The 18250-nt window shown below is 41.6% G+C and carries 17 protein-coding genes; 7 read left to right on the top strand and 10 right to left on the bottom strand.

Annotated elements, in window-relative coordinates; genetic code table 11:
• Positions 1–10: 10 nt before the first annotated feature.
• From KA713_04365 to KA713_04340, 6 genes are all read right to left on the bottom strand, one after another.
• Positions 11–2800 carry a TonB-dependent receptor gene (locus KA713_04365; protein UXE67843.1) on the bottom strand — a complete coding sequence of 930 codons (2790 nt, stop codon included), beginning with the start codon at positions 2798–2800 and terminating at the stop codon, positions 11–13.
• 91 nt (positions 2801–2891) lie between these two features.
• Entirely contained in the window at positions 2892–3224 is a 333-nt protein-coding gene (gene gldC / locus KA713_04360) for a gliding motility protein GldC (protein UXE67842.1), read from the bottom strand.
• Between the two features lie 62 nt (positions 3225–3286).
• Positions 3287–3475, bottom strand: a complete 189-nt coding sequence (locus tag KA713_04355; protein ID UXE67841.1) for a hypothetical protein — start codon at positions 3473–3475, stop codon at positions 3287–3289.
• A gap of 27 nt (positions 3476–3502) precedes the next feature.
• Positions 3503–4159, bottom strand: coding sequence for a CoA transferase subunit B (locus tag KA713_04350; protein ID UXE67840.1), 657 nt, complete (start codon positions 4157–4159; stop codon positions 3503–3505).
• Between the two features lie 56 nt (positions 4160–4215).
• A complete protein-coding gene (locus KA713_04345) occupies positions 4216–4563 on the bottom strand; it encodes a four helix bundle protein (protein UXE67839.1) in 348 nt (115 codons plus the stop codon).
• 23 nt (positions 4564–4586) lie between these two features.
• A complete protein-coding gene (locus KA713_04340) occupies positions 4587–5291 on the bottom strand; it encodes a CoA transferase subunit A (protein ID UXE67838.1) in 705 nt (234 codons plus the stop codon).
• 146 nt (positions 5292–5437) lie between these two features.
• Here KA713_04340 and KA713_04335 point away from each other — a divergent pair, with 146 nt between their 5' ends.
• The 4 genes from KA713_04335 to KA713_04320 all read left to right on the top strand — a co-directional run bounded on the left by KA713_04335 (position 5438) and on the right by KA713_04320 (position 10396).
• On the top strand, positions 5438–7972 hold the full coding sequence (locus KA713_04335) for a PIG-L family deacetylase (GenBank protein UXE67837.1): 2535 nt from the start codon (positions 5438–5440) through the stop codon (positions 7970–7972).
• Between the two features lie 45 nt (positions 7973–8017).
• Complete coding sequence (locus KA713_04330; protein UXE67836.1) at positions 8018–8245, top strand: hypothetical protein; 228 nt, start codon at positions 8018–8020, stop codon at positions 8243–8245.
• Positions 8242–8541: a hypothetical protein gene (locus KA713_04325; protein ID UXE67835.1), complete on the top strand. Its 300-nt coding sequence runs from the start codon at positions 8242–8244 to the stop codon at positions 8539–8541. The genes KA713_04330 and KA713_04325 overlap by 4 nt, the downstream gene beginning before the upstream one ends.
• Positions 8542–8683: 142 nt before the next feature.
• Positions 8684–10396: a sodium:solute symporter gene (locus KA713_04320; protein ID UXE67834.1), complete on the top strand. Its 1713-nt coding sequence runs from the start codon at positions 8684–8686 to the stop codon at positions 10394–10396.
• A gap of 32 nt (positions 10397–10428) precedes the next feature.
• On the opposite strand, the gene KA713_04315 is transcribed toward KA713_04320, so the two are convergent.
• A complete protein-coding gene (locus KA713_04315) occupies positions 10429–11277 on the bottom strand; it encodes a DUF2911 domain-containing protein (protein UXE67833.1) in 849 nt (282 codons plus the stop codon).
• A gap of 56 nt (positions 11278–11333) precedes the next feature.
• On the opposite strand from KA713_04315, the gene KA713_04310 reads away from it, so the two are divergent.
• The 3 genes from KA713_04310 (at position 11334) to KA713_04300 (ending at position 14273) form a co-directional block, all read left to right on the top strand.
• Entirely contained in the window at positions 11334–11921 is a 588-nt protein-coding gene (locus tag KA713_04310; protein ID UXE67832.1) for a DNA-3-methyladenine glycosylase, read from the top strand.
• A gap of 139 nt (positions 11922–12060) precedes the next feature.
• Positions 12061–13596, top strand: a complete 1536-nt coding sequence (locus tag KA713_04305) for an OmpA family protein (protein UXE67831.1) — start codon at positions 12061–12063, stop codon at positions 13594–13596.
• A gap of 80 nt (positions 13597–13676) precedes the next feature.
• A complete protein-coding gene (locus tag KA713_04300; protein UXE67830.1) occupies positions 13677–14273 on the top strand; it encodes a tetratricopeptide repeat protein in 597 nt (198 codons plus the stop codon).
• Between the two features lies 1 nt (position 14274).
• On the opposite strand, the gene KA713_04295 is transcribed toward KA713_04300, so the two are convergent.
• The 3 genes from KA713_04295 to KA713_04285 form a co-directional block, all read right to left on the bottom strand.
• Positions 14275–15102 carry a DUF3667 domain-containing protein gene (locus KA713_04295; GenBank protein UXE67829.1) on the bottom strand — a complete coding sequence of 276 codons (828 nt, stop codon included), beginning with the start codon at positions 15100–15102 and terminating at the stop codon, positions 14275–14277.
• A gap of 23 nt (positions 15103–15125) precedes the next feature.
• The gene (locus KA713_04290; GenBank protein UXE67828.1) at positions 15126–16448 is read right to left on the bottom strand and encodes an IS1380 family transposase; all 1323 of its coding nucleotides are present in this window, start codon (positions 16446–16448) and stop codon (positions 15126–15128) included.
• A gap of 498 nt (positions 16449–16946) precedes the next feature.
• Positions 16947–18248: a DUF1015 domain-containing protein gene (locus tag KA713_04285; protein ID UXE67827.1), complete on the bottom strand. Its 1302-nt coding sequence runs from the start codon at positions 18246–18248 to the stop codon at positions 16947–16949.
• Positions 18249–18250: the final 2 nt, after the last annotated feature.

Below are 18250 nucleotides of genomic sequence, written 5' to 3'. Positions count from 1 at the left end.
TCTACGGGGATTAATTTAAGAATTCATCAAACGTAATAGAGATGTAGTACTGTTGCCCCACAAAAGGAGAACCCAAATTGGTTCGGTAGTCGCCTCCTCCTAAGTTTGTCGCTCCCACTTTTATCATCGATTTGATTGCCGAAACTTTGTAGTTCAACTGGGCATCTAAAACGCCAAACGAAGGAATCACAGCAGGCAAGTTGTTTCCGAACGAGGATACCCAAATGAAATCCTCCTGCCATCTGTAATTTACGTTGAAGCCTAAATTCTTTGCCACTTTCCGGTTGCCAATTCCAACACTAAAGCGGTTGTTTGGTGTATTGAAACCGGCATTGAACTCAGCTGTTTCTTCTGCGTCAAGATCTGCCCAGTTGTAATTTCCATTCACAATAAAATTTTTGGGAAGGCTATAAGTTAATCCAAGACCAACGCCATAAGATTTAATTTCCTGTGGTGAATTGTTGTAGAGAGAGAAGAGCCTACCTGGAGCAGATACTACGCCCTGATGGGTAGTTGGCAATTTAGCAGCAACAATTTGCGATCCCAAGAAATTAGTATAGGAGGTATAGTATCCATTCAAATCGATCAATAGTTTGGAGAATGCAAGTCCTTTATAACCCAATTCAAATGAACGAAGTTGTTCAGGTTGAACATACGGAACATTTGCTTCCACCAATAAACTTGTGTTGCCTCCAACTGGGGCACCTGTGGCTATTGATCCACCAGAGGCGATATATGCAGCATAGGAACTTTGAGTCCACGACCCACCATTATGCACTCCATATCTTCCTGCATTTTTCTCGGCACTACCAAGAAGTGTAGGCCCAGCCGTTGGGAAGAAAATAAACTGTGCTTGCGTATCAGGGTTTCTAAACCCGGTTTGGAAAGATGCGCGTAGATTGTTGTTTTTATCAAGCTCGTAAACAGCTGACAAACGTGGCGACAACTGGCCGTTAAAGTTCTCATTTTTATCATAGCGCAGCGAGCCAGTTATTTTCAATTTCTCAGCAAAAGTCTTAGCTATTTGAGCATATCCACCGAACTCGTTGATTACCACTCTAGAAAAATTTACACCGTCAGCGGGTGCTTCATTGAAGATCGTGCCATTAGAAAACAAGTCGTATTGGCGGAAATTACCTCCTATCTGTATTTCGGCCCATTTGATTTGGTTAAAGAATTTATAATTACCCTCGATGTGGTTCAATTTTGAGTTATCAAAAAATGAGCCACCACCTCCTGCAATACGAGCTATTCCATCCTGAACGCCTGGAAAAGTGCCAGTTGGTGTTTTTTGGAAGAAGTTAGCTTTGACAAGGTCTACTAGGTTAGTAAACTCTGGAGTTCCGGGGGTTGGCCTATTTCTATCGGCAAAGGCGCGTGCCTCATTCACGTCTGCTGCAGGAACTCCTGGTACTGATCCCTGAAAAGCAGAGATGAAAGAAGGAACCCATTCTGTTCTAGTTGGGCTGTACGTTTCATTCATGAAGGTACCAAGAGCGGTGAGGTTATAAGACTTTCCTGCATCCGTAGCTGATTGATAACCGCGTAAAAAGAAATTGTCTCCTTTAAATTCAATTTTATGGAATTGTTGATTGAAATCGCGCAACGCATACTTTTCAGCCCCTTGGTAGATCGAACTTCCTCCTCCGTAGCGATAGGTATAAGAAACTTCAATTTTGTCGGTAATCCTATAGTGTAAAGAACCATCCAACTTAAGAGTTTTAGCATCCCGATTGTCAACTAGATCCTGTTCTCGGAATCCGGTACGTGTGACGGTTGGCAAATTTGGCAGAAGCGCAAGCGCTGCTAAATTAATTTGATTTTCATCACCGTAAAGGTTAAGCCCATCAAAATTCGACTTGCCGCTTAGGTCTACTGTAGACGCTGTGTTCATCCTGTCTGTTCTATAATCATTTCCTAGCCAGTCCTTTGCTTGCAAAAGAGATGCACCCACTTTAAACGCAAACTTGTTATTGAAGGCTTTCGCATACCGAACGCTGTATTGAGTCATTGGATCGGTACCAGCGGCAGTGGAACTTGTAACGCCAGCTTTAACTTGTGCGCTCAACCCCTGATAGTCAAAAGGACTTTTGCTGTTCATTATTAAAATCCCATTAAAAGCATTTGGACCATAAAGTGCCGATGCCGCACCTGGTATTAATTCCATGCTTTCCGCATCCAATTCGCCAACTCCCATGATGCTTCCAGTTGGAAAGTTAAGAAGAGGTGCTTGTGTATCCATACCGTCTACCCATTGCACAAAACGCGTATTGGCAATAGATGCAAAACCCCGGGTATTGATAGCTGTAAAGTTTAAACTACCGGAAGCTGTTTGCACCCCTTTTACATTGGCCAATGCGTCATAAAAATCGGGTGCTGCAGATTGCTTGATTGCTAAAATGTCCATTTTTTCAATTGTAACTGGAGATTTTAGAATGCTTTCTTCAACCCTAGATGCCGCAACCACAACTTCTTGGCCTAGAAGAGTCTCCTCTTCTAAAGTAACATTCAAGCCAGTTGTGTTAGCGTCTTTTATTTCGATTTCTTGACTGCGGAAACCAATAAAAGAAAAAACGAGTGTGAAAGGAGGCTCTTGATTTACTTTCAAGCTATACTCCCCATTTGAGTTGGAGATCGTACCGATCACTTTGCCTTTCACCACAATATTCACCCCGGCTAGGATTTCTTTGGTGCCACCATCGGTTACCGTGCCCGAAATAGTGGATTGGGCAAGTAGATTTGCTGTGCCTATCAGCATGAGAATCAGCGGCACAACGGTTTTAAAGTAGAGTTTAGTCATAAAGTTTACGTTGTTTAATTGTTAAAACTACGAGAAAAACTACAAACACAAACGATTGTTGATCAACTTTTTTTCGATAAAGTCAGTTTTTTTAACCTTTTTGAGAACTTAGATGCTTGGCCAGCCGCTCGCAAAGAGCATTGATTTCACTGGACATATGCTCATCGCCAGTGGAAGTAAGTACGCTTTGGCCTAGTCCCCCCAGGCAGTCTATGTAGAACCGTTTCATCTCGTCCACGGGCATGTCTTTGGTCCACAAGTCAATACGGAGGGTATTTTTTTGGGTATGGTCCCACAAGGAAATGCTGATGGATTTTGTTTCCGTAAGCCCTGGGTCTGGTTTTTCGGTGGCTTCCCATAGAATTTTGTCGGGCACGTTGTTGCTATCGAGTTGAACTTTAAAATTGATTTCAGATTGTTTCATTCAGTTAGTTTGAAAATTTGAAAATTCGTTGATTTGAAAATGAAGCGGACTGATTGAAACTTTTATTGTAGCGGTTCACCTCGTTGGACGGTAACTTTCTGTCCTTTGTAAGAATAATTCACTCCTTTTTTTTGGGTAAGTTCTCTTTGTTTCATCATTAGTTCTAAGCGTTGCTCTCCAGTAAGCCTAAGCCAAGCTTCCTCATTTTCACCTAGCTGGTCGTCTTCAAAATTAGTTTTAATTATTTTCATCTTAGTAGGCGCAAATTAAGCAAATCATCACAATACCATTTCAGGAATTTCACCATCAATAAACAGTCTGCCTTCCGTGGCATTTTTGATTTGCTCCACAGATACCCCTGGTGCGCGCTCCAATAATTGAAAGCCACCGGTTGGCAAAACATCCAATACCGCTAGGTCGCTCACGATTTTTTTTACACAGCCTAACCCCGTGATGGGCAATGAGCATTTCTTTAAAAGTTTGGAAGCACCCTCTTTGCTGCAATGTTGCATGGCCACGATAATATTTTCGGCCGAGGCTACTAAGTCCATAGCACCGCCCATGCCTTTTACCATTTTGCCGGGCACTTTCCAATTGGCAATGTCTCCGTTTTCAGATACTTCCATTGCCCCTAAAATTGTCAAGTTTACTTTCCCGCCTCGTATCATTCCAAAACTATCTGCGGAGCTGAACAACGCTGAGCCTGGCATCATAGTAATAGTCTGTTTACCGGCATTGATTAAGTCGGGGTCTACATTGCCTTCCATTGGAAAGGGGCCAATGCCAAGCAACCCGTTTTCTGATTGAAGCACCACATTGATGTTTTTTGGAATGTAATTCGCCACCAAAGTAGGGATGCCAATGCCTAAGTTGATGTACATACCGTCTTTTACTTCTTGCGCGATGCGTTTTGCAATTCCGACCTTATCCAGCATACTTTTTTAATTTGAAAATGAGTCAATTTGAAAATTTGAAAATGATGACCACTTACTTAACCTTTAGATGAACCTATTATTTTAGAGATTATCTTGATGATGACTTTTAAATCAGGTATTAATTCAGAAGGGTCAGGATAATGCCGAGAAGATTTACAAAGTTCCAACCAGTATTCAGTTTCGTCAGCTTCTTTTGCAGCAATTTTAAATTTATGAATAAAGTCATTTTTGCTTTCTGCATTCTGGGCTTCTCTAGAGTTAGCACCAATGGAGGTGCCAGATTTTAATAGTTGTCTAGCCAAAACATACTTTCGTTGAGACTCTAACTTTTCGCAATAGTCAATGATTGATAATGAAAACTTGAAAGTCAAATCAATGATTACATTCTCTTTATCATCTCTCATATCATTTTCAAATTAACGAATTTTCAAATTTTCAAATTAGAAATAGTTCTCTGCTCAATCCTCTTCTCATAATTATTACCTTGAAAAATCCGATGCACAAAAATACCCGGTGTGTGAATTTCGTTGGGGTCGAGTGCGCCTACGGGCAACATTTCTTCTACTTCCGCAATGGTAATTTTTCCAGCGGTGGCCATCATTGGGTTAAAGTTTCGGGCGGTGCCTTTGTAAATCAAATTCCCAGACGTGTCGCCTTTCCACGCTTTTACAATTGCAAAATCAGCCTTCAGCCAATTTTCCATCAAATAAGTTTTGCCATCAAACACGCGAATCTCTTTTCCTTCAGCTACCTCCGTTCCTACTCCGGCCGGTGTAAAGAAAGCAGGAATACCAGCACCGCCAGCCCGCACGCGCTCGGCCAATGTGCCTTGTGGAATCAATTCAACTTCCAGTTCACCAGATAATAACTGTCGCTCAAACTCCGCATTCTCGCCTACATAAGACGAAATCATTTTTTTTACCTGTCGTGTTTTTAACAATAAGCCAATCCCAAAATCATCGACACCTGCATTGTTGGAGATGCAGGTTAATCCTTTCACACCTTTTTTTAGTAACGCGGCAATACAATTTTCAGGTATCCCACATAGGCCAAATCCACCCAACATAAGCGTGGCATTGTTGGGGATGTCGTGCACCGCTGTTTCGGCATCTTTTACTTGTTTGTCAATCATTGCTTTGTTTTTTCGTACAAATATCAGACTAAAAAGGCAACCGACAAGAACGAAGTCACCGTTTGAAAATTCCTCGTTGCGTTTAACAACTTATTTAACATTCAGTCGTTCATTCGTCTTATCTTTCCGCACTTTGAATTTTATTTATGCGTACAAAAATCACTTGGTTATTCATCATTTTCAGCTTCGCTCAGATTGGATTTTCTCAGTCTAGAAAACAACCCAGCGGATCCGAAATCCGCCTAAAAATGAAAAAGCTGAATTTTCTTGGTTCGGTACTTTATGTAGCCGCCCATCCTGATGATGAAAACACCCGTGCCATTGCCTACTTGGCAAACGATAAACTAGCCGCCACCGCATACCTCTCCATGACGCGTGGCGATGGCGGCCAAAATTTAATTGGGCCCGAGATACGGGATTTGCTCGGATTGATTCGGACCCAAGAGTTAATGGCTGCCAGAAGGATTGATGGAGGCGAACAATTTTTTACGCGTGCCAACGACTTTGGATTTTCAAAAACAGCCAAAGAGACTTTTGAAATTTGGAACAAGCAAGAAATACTTTCGGATGTTGTAAAAGTTATTCGTCAATTTCAACCGGATGTTATACTCACGCGCTTTCCCCCGGATGAACGTGCAGGTCATGGACACCACACTGCCTCGGCTATCTTGGCACAGGAAGCGGTGGATATCACTAATGACCCCAATCAATTTCCTGAACAAGTAAAACAGTTTGGCACGTGGCAAGTCAAGCGATTGTACACCAACACAGGGCGCTGGTGGAACCAAACCATCAACGAAAAAACCCCTGGCATCTTAACGATGAATGTTGGCACCTATAACACCTTGCTGGGCAAGTCGTACTCTGAAATAGCTGCCGAAAGCCGCACGCAGCACAAGAGCCAAGGCTTTGGCTCGCCCGGAAGAAGGGGAGATGCACTGGAGTTTTTTGAATACGTAAAAGGGGAACGCCATATCAACGATGTTTTTGACGGTGTGAATACAACATGGTCAAAAATTAAAGGAGCTGAAAAAATACCTGCTCTGATTGATAAGTTGTTAACCGAATACAAAGAAGAAAATCCTGCTGGTTCGATTCCTTCTTTATTGACGATTCGTAAATCTATTTCTACACTTGGTCCTTCCGCTTGGCGCGACCGCAAGTTGAACGAAGTGAATCAGTTGTTGCAAGATTGCGCAGGCTTATTTGTGGAAGTAGGGGCCGATAATTTTTATGTTTCTCCTGGGCAACCAGTGACGGCAACTTTTGAAATAATTAACCGTTCTGCTGCCAATATTAGTTTGGAATCCATTCATTCAGCATCGGTAAATTGGGATAGCACGCTCACTACTTCATTAAAAAATAATCTACCGCTTAACTTTAAATCAAAACGGAAGTTGTCAGACAATGCCACCTACTCAGGGCCTTACTGGTTGAAAGAGAAACACTCGCTTGGATTGTTTTCGTTTGCGGATAAAAACTTGATTGGCAAACCAGAGAATGACCCTTCGACCACTTTCGACTTTACCTTTAAAGTGCACGATGAGAATTTAGTGGTTACAGCTCCGTTAGTTTATAAGTGGACGGATCCTGTAAAAGGAGAGTTATCTCGCCCATTTGAAATTGTTCCGCCCGTGTTGGTCAATTTAGATAAGCCTGTTTATCTTTTTACTAATGAGCAACCACAAACGGTAAGTGTTTTGTTAAAATCATCTTCTTCAGATGTAATGGCCGGAAATCTATTCTTGGAGTTGCCTTCGGGTTGGCTTGCAGAGCCTTTGGTAAGTTCATTTGAGTTAAAGAAACGCGGTGAAGAGAAAACCATTCGCTTCATGATTTATCCGGGCAAAGACGAAATTAAATCAACCATTAAAGCCATCGCTGAAGTGAACGGAAAGAAGTACGATTATTCATTGCAGACCATTCAGTACGACCATATCCCAACACAAACACTTTTGCCAAAGGCCGAAGAGGAATTGTTAAAAGTAAATCTGAATAAAGATGGCAACACGATTGGCTACATACGTGGTGCTGGCGATGATGTGCCTTCTAGCTTGCGCAACATGGGTTACGAAGTTTGGGAAATGAAAAACGAAGAAATCACGGCCACCAATCTCAAAAAAGTAGATGCCATAGTGCTGGGCATTCGTGCATTGAATACAAACGAGCGCATCCGGTACATCATGCCCGATTTGCTAAACTATGTCAAGGAAGGAGGCACCATGATTATTCAATACAATACCAGCAACGATTTGGAAATCGATAAAGATAAAATTTCGCCCTACCCACTCACGCTTTCGCGCGACCGCGTAACGGAAGAAAACAGTGAGGTGCGAATATTAAAACCAGAACACCCTGTCCTAAACACGCCCAACAAGATTACGACCGCTGATTTTGAAGGTTGGGTGCAAGAGCGTGGCTTGTATTTTCCAAATGTGTGGGATGAAAAATTTGATGCCATTTTATCCATGAACGATGCCAATGAGCCAGCACGAAACGGCAGTTTGTTGGTAGCACAATATGGAGAGGGCTATTATGTTTACACAGGGTTGTCTTTCTTCCGCGAGTTGCCCGAAGGCGTGGCGGGGGCTTACAAGTTGTTTGCAAATTTGGTTTCGTTGAAGAAGCCAAGGTTAGAGGAAAGCAAAATAAAGTCAAAAAGTAAGGTTAAGTACAAATGATTTTTTGCAAATAAAAATTGTAGCTTTATTACGAAATAGAATCTTATGAACATAGCATCTGAAAAAGCGGATATATTAGAGAGGGTTGAAAAAGTGAATGACCTTGCTTTGATTCGAGCTATTAAGAATCTGTTGGACTTTGGGTTAACAAGACAACAAGAAAATGAAGCATTGGAGCAATCTATTGAACGGGGGTTGAACGAGTCAAGGTTAGGGAAAGTAAGGCCCCACAACGTAGCAATGAAAGAGTTTCGGGATAAGTATAAGTTGTGAGTTACACCCTTTATTGGACTGAAGAAGCCACAAAGACCTTCAATCAAAACCTTGAGTATTTGGCTAACGATTGGGGTAACCAAGTTGTAAATGATTTTTTAGATAGAGTAGACGAAGTACTCGAATTGGTTTCAGCAAATCCTTCAGTATTTCCTTTGCACCGCCTGTCCGAAAAGATTCATAAGTGTATCGTTAACAAAAGAATCATTCTATATTTTATGATTGTGAATGAAAGGCAGGTGGATCTGCTTACATTTTGGAATACGTATCGTGACCCAGGTAAATTATTATCTTAATGGAAGAAAAACCACCTCTCTTCAAATCTTGGAGCACCTGGTATTGGCTGGTGCTAGGAGCAATGGTTTTGCAAGTCATATTCTATTCATTTATAACACAATTTTTTCGATAGACTCTTAAATCCCAAATCTCACACCTAACTTGAACTGGCTCGATTGGTTAATTCTCTTTGGTACCATTGCTTCCATTGTTCTGTACGGAACCTGGAAAACCCGTGGCGCAAAAAATATTGATGGTTATTTGAAAGGCGATAACACCATGAAGTGGTGGATGATGGGCGTTTCCATTATGGCCACACAAGCAAGTGCCATCACTTTTCTTTCCACACCCGGCCAAGCCATTGAAGACGGCATGCGGTTCATTCAATTTTATTTTGGATTGCCGCTGGCCATGGTCATCATTGCCGTCACCATGGTGCCCATTTACTATCGACTGAAAGTATACACAGCTTACGAATATTTAGAAACGCGTTTCGATTTAAAGACGCGGACCTTGGCTGCCATCTTGTTTTTGATTTTGCGCGGACTTTCTGCGGGCATCACATTGTTTGCGCCATCTTTGGTGCTGTCTACTATTTTAGGTTGGAATATTTTCATTACCACTTTTTTGATCGGAATTTTGGTTATCGTTTACACCGTATCGGGAGGAACCAAAGCAGTGAGTTTGACACAACGCCAACAAATGACCGTGATAATGGGAGGGATGTTGCTGGCAGGAGTGATCGCCTATCGTTTGTTACCGAGCCATGTTTCGTTTGGTGATACCATTCAGTTGGCAGGTGAGTTGGGAAAATTAAATATTGTTACAACAAACTTTAGCTGGAACGACCGCTTCAATATTTGGTCCGGATTAATTGCTTCTACTTTTTTGTTTTTATCCTACTTCGGCACCGACCAATCTCAAGTGGGGCGCTACCTAGGAGGTAAATCCATTCGTGAAAGCCGAATGGGTTTGATTTTTAACGGACTGTTGAAAATCCCCATGCAGTTTATCATTTTATTTATTGGGGTGTTGGTGTTTGTCTTTTACCTTTTTGTGCAGCCACCTATTTTTCATAACCAGACACTGCGTCAACAAGCCATGCAAACCGCTCAGGCAGATTCTATTCGTTTGCTTGAAAATCACTACGATGGTTTGTATCAATTGAAACGAGAAGCAGTGGATGGTTTATTGAAAGGAATTCAAACGGAAGATGCTTTATTAAAGAAATCATCCAAAGCCAATTATTACGAAATTCAAGAAAAAGAAAATGCCATCCGCAAAGAAGTAAAGTCAACTATTGCATCGGCTGTGCCGCTGGCCAAAACACAAGACCGTGATTATATTTTTCTCAATTTTGTATTGAACTATCTGCCTCACGGGTTAATTGGGTTGTTGTTGGCCGTTATGTTTTCAGCAGCGATGTCGAGCATGGCATCTGAGCTAAACGCATTGGCCTCTACCACCACAGTGGATATTTATAAGCGTTCAGTTATGAAGAATGGCTCGGAAAAACACTACCTGAATGCATCCAAGTCATTTACCATTATGTGGGCGTTGATTGCTATGGTATTTGCTGCATTGGCCAACTTTGCCGAAAATCTAATTCAGTATGTGAATATAGTAGGTTCGCTTTTTTATGGAACTATTTTAGGGATTTTTTTGGTAGCCTTTTATTTGAAAAAGGTTGGCAGTAATGCGGTATTCATAGCTGCCCTGATAGGCGAGGGGGTTGTATTAACTTGCTACTTTTTGTTTTATGAGCAGATTGCCTTTCTGTACTACAACATTATCGGTTGTGCGGTGGTTATTGCAATCGCAATTTTTATTCAATTGTTTTGGAAATCCGAGACAATAAAAAAGGCAGAGTCATAAACCCTGCCTTTTCGATAGGAAGTAAATTTGGATTACTTCAAACCTTTTTGAAGATCTTCGTTCATCATTTGATAGTCACGGTTGTTAGCTTTTTTAGCTTCTTCCCATGATAGTTTTGAGGACGCCAATGCACCAGCCTTATCTCCAAGCTTCGTTAAGATTCTAGCTTTTTGATATAAAATCCAAAATGCGGTAGGATTCGCTTCTACGGCTTTGTTGATCCACTCGTTTGCTTGCTTTAAATCCTTTCCGTTTTCTAAATAGTAAACAGCCGCTTGAAAGTAGTTGTTAGGGTTTACTTTCGTGCTTGCCTCAATCGACTTCATCACTTTGGCATCGTAGTCTACACCAACGGTGAATTTTACAGACGTGTTTTCCCACGCTAATTGTACTTTGGCCGTTTTGCTATCGGCTGCGATGTCGCTAATTTCAAAAGTCAATGTCTCTACGCGCTCGGTCAATTTTTCATTTTTCACTTTAAAGTTGGCTGCCTCTTGTGTCTTGTCGTAACCGCCTGTGTTTCCTCCTAACTTAATGTCTTTGTACAATGAGATTGTCCATTCGCTAGCACCAGGCCATGAAAAGATTAGGTATTCTCCTTTGGCAACTTCAATGCCTTCAACTTTCACATTTTCGCTGAAGGAGATTTTTGTTCCGTTGTTGGCACCGGTTCTCCAGATGGCTCCAAACGGAACTACAGCGGTTGGCTCAGTGCCAAAAATCTTTCTGCCTTTGGCACTTGGTCGTGAGTAGTCGATTTTGATGTCGGTCAATCCTACATTCGTAGAAACCGATGCCGCAGGGCTAGGCTGTGGGGTTTGCACTTGAGCTTGGGCAACAAGGCCAACCACTATCAATGCAATTGCTAAAATGTTTTTCATATGAGTTTGTCTGGTTAATTTGAGGCGCAAATTTATAAGAATTACATTACCCACGCGTGAAACTGCCCAACTCCTTTTACCAACGGCAAAATGTGACCACCATTGCCAAAGAACTGATTGGTAAAGTGCTGGTAACCAACGTTAACAATAAGTTAACGAGTGGGATTATAGTAGAAACGGAGGCATACTCTTACAAAGAACGCGGCTGCCATGCTTTCAAAGGCATGACGCCACGAAACAAAGTAATGTTTGAAGAGGGTGGCGTAACTTACGTTTACCTCTGTTATGGCATCCACCATTTGTTCAATGTAGTCACCAACCAAAAAGACAAAGCGGATGCGGTCTTGATTCGGGCATTGGAGCCGTTGGTCGGGCAAAGCGTTATGCAAGAAAGGATGAAAACAAAATCCCTGAATAAAATCACAAGTGGTCCTGGGAAACTAACGAAGGCGTTGGGCATTGACCGAAACCATAATGGGTTATTTTTGCAGAATCATGAAATTTGGATTGAAGAAGGTTCATCACGCGTGCTGGCAAAAAGCATTTTGGCCTCGCCACGTATTGGCATTGATTATGCAGGTGAAGATGCGAAGTTGCCTTGGAGGTTTACGCTGAAGGGAAGCGAGTGGGTGAGTGGGCGTTAAGTTTTGGGTATTAGGTACTAGGCAATGGTTTTAATTAGTAAGGGATGAGTGGTAATTGGTAAGAGGTAGGTTGGTGTTCAGTATTCTGCCTCCTAAATACTAACTCCTATCTCCTACATTCTAACTTCTTTTTTTTTTAATGAGAAATATTTTTTTTGCGCTTTCTTTTTTTTGGATTTCGCTTGCGAGTTGGGCGCAAGCTCCATCGTTGCTCAACATCAATTCACCATATGATGAACAGAATCCTGTACTTAGCCCCGATGGCAAAGCATTGTATTTTACCATTGCCAAGCACCCGCAAAACGTAGGGGGCAAAAATGATTTGGGTGATATCTGGGTTTCGATTTTTTTAAATGGCCAATGGCAAAAACCTATTCATGGTGGAAGTGCCATCAACAACGAAAACTACAATGCCGTGGTTGGCTTTAGCGATGTGGGCGATTTGTATTTGTGGGGGCATTATGCAAAAGGCGTTGTAACGACTCAAGGAATTTCGGTCTCTCAAAAAAATGAAAATGACTGGAGCGTACCTCAAAATATTTCCATCCCCTATTTTTTAAATCGCTCTCCAAATAGCAGTGGGTTCATCAATCGCTCTGCCAATATTTTCGTGTTCTCGGCAGAATCGTACAACACTTTAGGAGGAGAGGATATTTATGTTTCGTTTAAAAAAAATAACAAATGGTCGGAGCCGCTGAACCTTGGAAAGAACATCAACACACCATTTCAAGAGATGACACCGACATTGAGTGATGATAGTCGCACCTTGTATTTTGCCAGCAACGGTCGTGGTGGGTTGGGTAGTTTCGATTTGTTTGTATCGAATCGATTGGACGAAAGCTGGGAAAAATGGTCAACGCCTATTGGGCTTGGTGAGCAAGTAAATTCAGAATCGCGTGAATTGTACTTTAGAAAGTACGAAGAGAAGGGTTATTCATTGTTTACTTCTACCCACGACAGCAATCGATATGGCGTGATAAAAGTATTGGCCGATTCTGTGTTTGAGGCGAAACCTAAGATTGATACGCTTTTAAAAATCAGAGAAAAGGATTATTCAAGAAACACTACCAACGCCATTCTACTTTTTGGTAAGGTAACAAATGCCAAAACAAAAGTGGGCATTCCAGCAGCATTGAAGTTTCGTTCTGATTCTTCCTTTTCAATTTTAGCATCTGCCAACGGTCAGTACAAAGTGAGCATTCCTTCTACCAAAGCTTATACCATTGAGATTGAATTGAAGGGGTATGTAAATGTGGTAGAGCGTTTGGATTTAAAAACCATTGAGCTAAACGCGTTGGAGATGAGTTTTTCCCTTCAACCCATTGAGGTAGGGGCGCTCGTGAATTTGAAAAGCGTTTTGTTTTATATGGGCACCACAGCGTTGCTCGAAGAATCATTTGCCGAATTGGATGCCGTGGTTGATTTTATGAAAATAAACCCAAAAGTTGAAATTGAGCTAGAAGGCCATACCGACAATAGGGGAGACGCTAAAAAGAACGTGGTGCTTTCGCAACAACGAGTAGAGAAAATAAAATCGTATTTGGTTAGTAAGGGTATTCCATCCAAGCGCATAAAAGGAAAAGGGTTTGGCGGCTCACGGCCGATTGCATCTAGCGATAGTGAAGAAGCGCGTAAAATGAATAGACGGGTTGATTTTTTGATTACCAAGAATTAGCAAATGATTGTAAAAGATAAGATTTTTAGAAGAACAGGTCAGGTTAACGGAATACTAACCATTCTAATTATCTTTGCTGCATGGCCAAAGTAATTGCTTTTCCAAACCAATACAATCCTGAGAAATTTGGTTTTAAGCCCGTTCGCAAAACGCGGCTTACCCAGCAGGGCAAACCTGGCCAACTCAATTTGTTTGAAGGTGGCAAAGTGGTTAGCCTCCATCAACTTTCGGTTTTTGAAGAGGCTCTTTGGCTGGATGAGCATCATGACAAAAATGCAAAGGAACTGTACCTGAAAGCGATTGATAAGTCTGATTCAACGGCAGATGCATATTGCAATTTGGGCATTTTAGAATCAAAGGATGAAAATTACAGTAAAGCCATTGACTATTTTACACTTTCGCTGAAGGAAGAGCCAAGGCATTACGAATCGCATTATAACTTAGCCAATGTATATGCCGAAATTGGCAATCTGTTGTTAGCTAAAATTCATTACCAGACCTCCATTGAAATTGAGCCTACCTTTCCTAATAATTATTTTAATTTGGGGTTGACCCTTGCCCTCAATAGAGAATATAGGTTAGCAATTGAAGCTTTGAAATCATTCGAACGATTGGTTTTGGCCAGCGAACGAAAGCATTCTTCAGAGTTAATTGCCAATTTAGAAATGTCACTTTAGGCTACAACGACCAAAGGGTAACAAAAAAGAGTATCGCCCGGTAAATTTCCAACGAAAGTTTTAAGAACAGGATCATTACGATTGACTTCAAAATCAATCGCCATCCTTTTTCGCCATAGAACTGATAACCAGACCTCAATACAAAATAGAGATTGGTACAAATAAAAATAACGGTTAGCACGGTTTCGTCTAAATACTTGCCGGCACCTAAAAATGCTGCGAAGAGTGAAAGCACAATGGCATTCACAAATAAATTAAAACATGCTAACTCTACCGTATACCCAACATGGTCGGTAAAGTAGCGGTTCTTTTTCCAGTACAATAGGTTGAGTGGTAGTGAGGCAATGACCACGAAGACCATCACTATCAACTTCGCCAAACTGGCAGTTTTTAAATTATAGATTAATTCAAAAGACGGCACTGCCATTTTCAAATCTAAGACTCTATGTGCGACTATATTTTGATATAGTATTTTGCCCAATGGTGAGCCTAACTGTGTTTTGAGTGAGGCGTTAAACAATTGGATCACTGGAAAGAAAAAATAAATCAAGTTCAATACGAAAAAGAGTGAAATTGGTTTGAGGTAATTTATTCTGCGGCCATTCGCAAACTCGTATGAAACAAACCCCGGTTTTTTCAACACCAGCCAAAGCGTCTTTATCATTTTGCTATCCGCAAAGGTGATAGCGATTAAGATGTTGCTCAGGAATGCTTTAAACGATCGGTCGGCAGGGCGCAAAATTTTCTCACCACATTGGTTGCAGTAATTGCCAATAAAATGGTTACCGCAGCTTTTGCAGGTGTGGGTTTCTGAAGTGTGGTCGGTCATTAAACCCAGATTTTGCAGTAGAACTATCCAGTCAGACTTAGTGGCAGGTTTATTTTTTGGACATTTGAGAATAATCCATCATACCATTGCCTTCTTTTGAGTGGGACGGACATTTTCAGTACCCATTTTTGGGCTTCCTGCTCCACCCAACTTCCAACTGCAAAGCAGTTGAACCTTAATGTGGAAAGCTTGGGCTGTGGCTGTTTTTGATGGGTTATTTGGCGGAACAGGCTCATCAAATTATAGGCTACCATCACAAAGCGCATAGCTGTTTCAGTAGCACAAAAACTATCCATGCAAAAGCCTTCTGTACCGAAATCTTCTTTCAACTCCTTGATCCTGTTTTCGGCATCACCCCTGCGCTTATATTGTTCCCATATTTCTGTTGCCGGCAGGGCTTGGTTAGTGACAAAGGCATGGTACCTTTTGCGGTACACTTTTTCGTCCGCTATGCCCACGCTGCTGAATAATGTCTTGAGCTTCTTACCCGTTGCCCTGGCCCTGATTTCTTCACTTTGTTTGATGACCACAATCCTACGGGCTTTGCCCCAGCCGCCTTGCTGGTAGTTTATTTCCGATACCCATAAGCCTTCGCCTATCGCATTCCATTGGGTGATACCATAAATGCTGGCTTGTAAATTGGCATACAGCTTACAGGCAATGACGTAGGGGATATTTCTCTGCTCAATGAAATCCAAGACTGTACCGGTACAAAACCCACTATCGGCCCTGAACAACCCTACTGTTTTGTTTTTGAGGATGGCAAAGGTCTCTTCTAAAAAATGGATGCAGTTGCTGTTGCTCCCTGTATTGCCGCTGCGGTTCCAGCAATTGGCCACCATGCGTATGTCATTGACAAAAGCAAACAAGGGATGATGGCTGCCACGGCCAGGCTTCTTGGGGTTGTACCCTTTTTTGCTGCCCTCCTGTTCCCCGTAACGGGTGATCACACTGCTGTCCATATCCAACGTGTAATTGTCGAATTGGATCTGCTCAAAAAACCACGTGTACAGTTCAATGAAAATTTGGTGGTTCATTGAGGGCGTAAACTTTTTAAAGAAACGCCCGAAGGTGGTCCCCGAAGCAACCCGCTTCCATCCAAATATCTGGCGCAACACTTCATCAACCCGCACCACCGCTGTGTGACTAAAACGAAAGCAACCAATCCAGATGCCCACCCAAAAACTCTCTATTATACCCACGGCATCTATCCGGTTGTTACTCTTGCTCTCAGGCAAACCAAGCTCGGCCAACTTCTTGCTGATCCCAGTTTGGTCAATCAATATTTTCATCTCTTTCATCCCGCCCCACGCTGTTACTAATTTATCGGTATAGTGGTGTTCCATATTCAAATATAAGACACCTTGTCACTATTTCATTCTACTGCAAAATCTGGGTTAAAAATTTTGGGCAAATTTAGACTTTGCCAATGAATTTTATGTTCTCGATGAAATCAATTGTAAAACTTTTATTGTTAACCATTAGTGTCCAGTAAAAATATTAAAAGCGTTCTTTGAAATCTTGATTTACAAGGTTTTAGGGCCTAAAACTGACGGTGACGATTTGAACCATAAATTCAAAAAAATCGAATTTATGCACTCCTGGAAGTATGTATTTTCTCAGAAGTGGGAATCACTACGACTTAAACGCAAAACGACCTAGAGACCCTTCGCTTAAAAAAGATTTTGAAATGCTAATCCAAAGTGAGGAGAAATAAGAGAAGAACACAGCCGTCAACATAATGTCCAATGTATACAATTTGTAGGGTTTCCGTTCTTGTCCGAAAATGATAAGTTATGCAGCAACACAAATCCCTGGAAGTATTTTTTTGGCGACAGATGACGTTAGAACCGAGAATAAGGGGGAATGTAAAATTCATCTTCTTTTATGGAACTAAACAAAAATCCACCAATCACTTTGGGGTAAAAGTAGGTTGATTTCTGCGGCATGGTATATCCACTGGCGCACACCTTTTTCACTTCTTCAATGCTTACTTCTTGCGTGATAATGGCCATCTGCACGTCTCCGCGGATTACTTTGGCCAAGCAATCCGAAAAACTTCGGTCAAACCCAATGTTATCGGAGCCGCGCTGGTCTTTTCCGGCAATGCCTAAAATCTTTTCAATAATAAAGTAGTGCAAAACAGTTAAATCAAGTTCTTTGATTTCATTAGGGAAGTTCCATTTCAGTTTATGAATCGCCTCTGGCTTTAATTTGACTTTGTAGGCTGTTTCTTTAAACAAAATTCCGAAAGCCCATTTTTTTCCGTGAATGATTTCGTTTACCGTATCGGAGTCATCGAGCAATTTTATTTCAAAATCTTCAGTCAATTTTTTCACCACCTCTTCTTGGTTGAAGGTTCTCAATCCGTTTATGAGCCGGTGCGTAGGCAATATCCGCAAATCACCATTCTCTGTATTGGTCAAATACATCAGGTGAAAATTGTACCCTTCTTGGCCCGTGTGGTTTAGATTTTCCAACTGCAGTTTGTGCTTCAAAGCCAGCGAACTTTCATAGCGATGATGACCATCGGCTAGAATTATTTTTTTTGCTTCAATTACATGGATAAACTTCTTGATGATTTTGGCATCGTGTATCACGGCCAGCACATCGCGCACACCTTGATAATCTTCGGTTTCATAAATGGGCGATCGCATGGCTTCGTCCATGTACTGCTCTAGTTCAAAATCGGTATCGGTGTAAAGCCCATGCGTAGGGCTGGCGTGCAACATTGTTTTTTCCAACAATTCAATGCGATCATTTACAGCTTTGGGTATGGTGTTCTCGTGTCGCAGAATCACATTCTCCTCCCAGTCGTTGGCGCGGATGTGGCAAATGAAACCCTTGCGGCAATATTCTTTTGGGTTTCCTGCTAATTTAAAATATTGAAAGTAAACGTAGATTCCGGCAATGGCATCTTGTACAATCACACCATTCGCTTTCCATTCTTTCAATAATCTTCCTGCTGATTCAACAGGATTGTTTCCTTGAGGAACTGAAAGATGGATGGAGTTGTACTCATTTTGATAAAGTGCTTTTCGTTGCTTATCTGAGACAACATCAAAGAGGGGAGAGGTAAGTTCATCGATTTCGCCTACTAATGAAGAATTATAGCGCCACGCCCGAATCGGTTTAATTTCTGCCATAC

The sequence above is a fragment of the Chryseotalea sp. WA131a genome (assembly GCA_025370075.1).
Taxonomy (GTDB): Bacteria; Bacteroidota; Bacteroidia; order Cytophagales; family Cyclobacteriaceae; genus ELB16-189.
The sequence above is the reverse complement of the archived record's forward strand: the minus strand, read 5'-3'. Positions and strand labels throughout refer to the sequence as shown.